Origin of the sequence: Streptococcus sp. HMSC072G04 (genome assembly GCF_001813295.1) — a bacterium.
GTDB lineage: Bacteria > Bacillota > Bacilli > Lactobacillales > Streptococcaceae > Streptococcus.
This window is the reverse complement of sequence record NZ_KV812035.1, coordinates 76029-79730: the sequence shown is the minus strand read 5'-3', so window position 1 is coordinate 79730 and position 3702 is coordinate 76029. Positions and strand designations below refer to the sequence as shown.

The 3702-nt window shown below is 47.0% G+C and carries 2 protein-coding genes; one reads left to right on the top strand and one right to left on the bottom strand.

Annotated features, from left to right (window positions below; translation table 11 throughout):
* Positions 1–412: 412 nt before the first annotated feature.
* Positions 413–1276, bottom strand: coding sequence for an RluA family pseudouridine synthase (locus HMPREF2904_RS07635; RefSeq protein ID WP_070661561.1), 864 nt, complete (start codon positions 1274–1276; stop codon positions 413–415).
* A gap of 103 nt (positions 1277–1379) precedes the next feature.
* On the opposite strand from HMPREF2904_RS07635, the gene pbp2a reads away from it, so the two are divergent.
* On the top strand, positions 1380–3614 hold the full coding sequence (pbp2a, locus tag HMPREF2904_RS07630) for a penicillin-binding protein PBP2A (RefSeq protein ID WP_070661558.1): 2235 nt from the start codon (positions 1380–1382) through the stop codon (positions 3612–3614).
* Positions 3615–3702: the final 88 nt, after the last annotated feature.

Genomic DNA, 3702 nt, shown 5'->3' with positions numbered 1-3702 from the left:
CTTAAAAAGCGAACAAAGATGCCAATCAACCACTGCGTCATACAGTTATTTCTATCAAATATAAAAAGGCTGAACAGTTTTTGTCCAGCCTCTTTTTGTGGCTTCTTTTTTGAATGCAGATAAGTTTTTAAAATAAAATGAGAGATTCTGTCAATTGTTTAAAATGATTTTTATCTTTTGAAATATTCGATTATGACTGGAGACTTTACGCAGTGAGAAAAGTGCTTGAAATATTAGAATTTCAAGTACTCGGGAGTTTTGAGAGTAAAACAGTTTGGGAAACTGTTTTAGCCTGAGCCTAGAAATTAAAGAGCGAAGGGGCTCAAAACTAAGTCATGGAACTTCTTTGAAGTTCGCTGACGTCCGTACTCACTTAAGGAAAGTCTCTAAGAAGACTATTTCGGTTCTTTTCTCATTTTTTCAACCCTTCTTCAAAACTCTTAGAAGGGGCCTCAACTTGGATGGTTTCAAGGGTTAATGGATTGGTAAAGGTCAAGCGGTGAGCATGGAGCATGAGTCGCTCTCCGCGTGCAGGGTTATAGAGAGGGTCCCCGACAATCGGGTGCCCATGATGGGAGAGATGCACCCGGATCTGATGGGTACGCCCCGTCTTGAGCTGGCATTTGACCAGGCTGTTTCGCCCGATTTTTTTCAGTTGCGTCACCTGAGTTTCTGCGTACTGTCCTTTACGTGGATCGACCAGGCGCTTGCGCCGATCGTGGCGATCGCGTCCGATTTTATCCTTGTAGACGATGGTTTTTTGTGCTAAGCTACCTTGGATCAAGGCCCAGTACTCGCGTTGGATGTTTTTATCTTCTAAAATGCGGTTGAGAATGGGCAGGATAAAAGGATTTTTGGCAAATAAAATCGCTCCGCTAGTTTCCTTATCTAACCGGTGCACAACGTAGCAGGTGGATCCAACATAGCTGGAAACATGGTTGAGAAGAGCAATTTCTGTCGGCTCATTGGCATGGGTTTTCATACCTTCGGGCTTATTGACGATGATGACATGCTCATCCTGATAGAGTTCTTCGACCAGACTCGGGTCTCCGGCTGGGAGCTCTTTTTCAGGGTAATCGTCCGCGTCAAAGATCAGCTGGATCTGGTCTCCTTTTTGAACGGGGCTCTGCCAGTTGATGGTCTCGCCATTGACCAAGACGTGCTTCTTGGTTCGTAAAAAATGCCGGATCTTACGGGGAATGAGGAAGTAGTCCTCAAGCAGCTCTTTCACAGTCATCTGGGGAAAGGATTGTGGAATGGTAAATTGATAGTTCATGACCCTATTGTAGCAAAATCTAAGCTTAAAGAAAACTAAATGGGAGAAAGGGATGAGCTATCTTTTCTTGCTAGGACAAGGATAAGGTGTTACAATAACAGGTATGAATAGAATAAAAAAATTATTTGAGAACCTGATCACTTTTTTTAGAAAGGATCATCCGCCCAAAGCGGTGGCAGAAGAAGTGCCAGACACGGAACTGCCGGAAGAGACAGTAGAGCCGACCTATAGTCGCTCAGGCAAGCACAGAAGCAAGCCTCTCTCTCAGCACCCCTTCCGTCGTTTTTGGCGTCGCTTCCATTTGACCAAGATTCTCCTGATCATTGGGCTAGGCTTTAGTCTCTTGACAGGGGGCTATCTCTTCTACCTCGCTAAGACGACCAACGTCAAGGACTTGCAGAATGCACTGAAGGCGACTACCATTATCTATGATAAGAATGGGGACCAGGCGGGAAGTTTGACCGGGCAAAAAGGAACCTATGTCGAACTCGATGCCATTAGTGAGAATCTGCAACATGCTGTGGTCGCAACAGAGGACCGGAGCTTTTACAAGAATAGCGGGATCAACTATGGGCGCTTCTTTTTAGCGATTTTGACCCTGGGTCGCTCAGGTGGTGGGTCGACCATCACCCAGCAGCTAGCCAAGAATGCTTACCTGTCTCAGGACCAGACGGTGGAGCGTAAGGCTAAGGAATTCTTCCTGGCGCTTGAAATCAATAAGAAATACAGTAAAAAAGAGATCCTCACCATGTACCTCAACAATGCCTATTTTGGAAATGGGGTTTGGGGAATTGAGGATGCTTCCAAGAAGTATTTTGGGGTTTCAGCCAGTCAATTAAGTCTGGATCAGTCCGCAGTACTCGCCGGTATGCTCAAGGGGCCTGAAATCTATAACCCTCTCTATTCGGTAGAGAATGCGACCAATCGACGCAATACGGTCCTCCAAAATATGGTGGCGGCTGGCTATATTGACCAGGCAACGGCTGATCAGTCAGCTGCTGTGGATATCCATGGCCAGCTGGTCGATGCCTATGAAGGCAAGTCGGAGGATTACCGCTACCCATCCTATTTTGATGCGGTCATCAATGAAGCGGTCAATGAATACGGCCTGACCGAAGAAGACATTGTCAAAAATGGCTACCGGATCTATACTGAGCTGGATCAAAATTACCAAGCAAGTATGCAGGTGATCTATGACAATACAGCCCTCTTCCCAGTAGCGGAAGACGGCACGCGCGCGGAATCTGGTAGTGTAGCGCTTGATCCTAAGACCGGAGGGGTTCGGGCCCTCGTAGGGCGTGTCGGAAGCGATCAAAATCCAGGTTTCCGTACCTATAACTACGCTACCCAGGCTGCCCGTAGTCCAGGATCAACCATCAAACCTTTGGTTGTCTATAGCCCAGCTGTTGCTGAAGGTTGGTCGACCAATAAGGAGTTGGACAATAGTACCACCCAATATGGAAGCTATGAGGTTAATAACTATGCGGGAATCCAGTCTAGCCCAACGGTACCGATGTACCAGGCCTTGGCAGAGTCCCTTAACCTTCCAGCCGTAGCGACCGCTAATGATTTGGGTCTTGATACGGTCTTTGAGTACGGGAAAAAATTCGGGCTCAACATGGACAAGGTGGACAAATCGCTTGCCGTTGCCTTGGGAGCTGGTGTGACAACCAATCCGATGCAGATGGCCCAGGCCTATGGCACCTTTGCTAACGGCGGGGTCATGAATGATGCTCACCTCATTACCAAGATCGAAAATGCAAGTGGCCAAGTGGTCAAGAGCCACAGCCAGAAATCAACCCGAGTGCTTAGTGGTTCAACGACAGATAAGATGACCAATATGATGCTTGGTACCTTCAGTAATGGTACAGGGGTTAACGCTGCGCCTTATGGCTATACCATGGCAGGGAAAACCGGTACGACAGAGACCAGCTTTAACAAGGACCTCTCTGGAGACCAATGGGTGATCGGCTACACGCCAGATGTGGTCATCAGTCAGTGGCTTGGTTTCCCAACGACCGATGAAAATCACTACCTGACGGATAGTAGTGCTGGAACGGCGTCCGAGATCTTCCGCAATGTTGCCAACAGTGTTCTGCCTTATACAGACGGTACTCAGTTTGACTCGGTGAAGAACTCTTATGCTGAAAATGGCATTGCACCAGTCGGAGAAGAAACGACAGAAACAGATAGCAAAGAAGACAAAGGTTTCTTTGAGGATGTCAAAGAAAAGGCGTCGAATATGGTCGATGATGCGAAGAAAGCAATCGACGAGGCCGATATCCCAGGAAAAGCGAAAAACGCTTGGGATACCTTCAAAGGCTGGCTTGGTTTCTAATCAAAAAACGATTCAGAGGAATTTCTGAATCGTTTTTTGCAGATTGAAGACAAAGTCTTCTTAGAAACTTTCCTTAGGTGAGTACGGA

Excerpts from the sequence above, each read along its gene's own strand:
- HMPREF2904_RS07635 (WP_070661561.1), bottom strand. The coding sequence starts at position 1,276 with ATGAACTATCAATTTACCATTCCACAATCCTTTCCCCAGATGACTGTG.
- pbp2a (WP_070661558.1), top strand. The coding sequence starts at position 1,380 with ATGAATAGAATAAAAAAATTATTTGAGAACCTGATCACTTTTTTTAGA.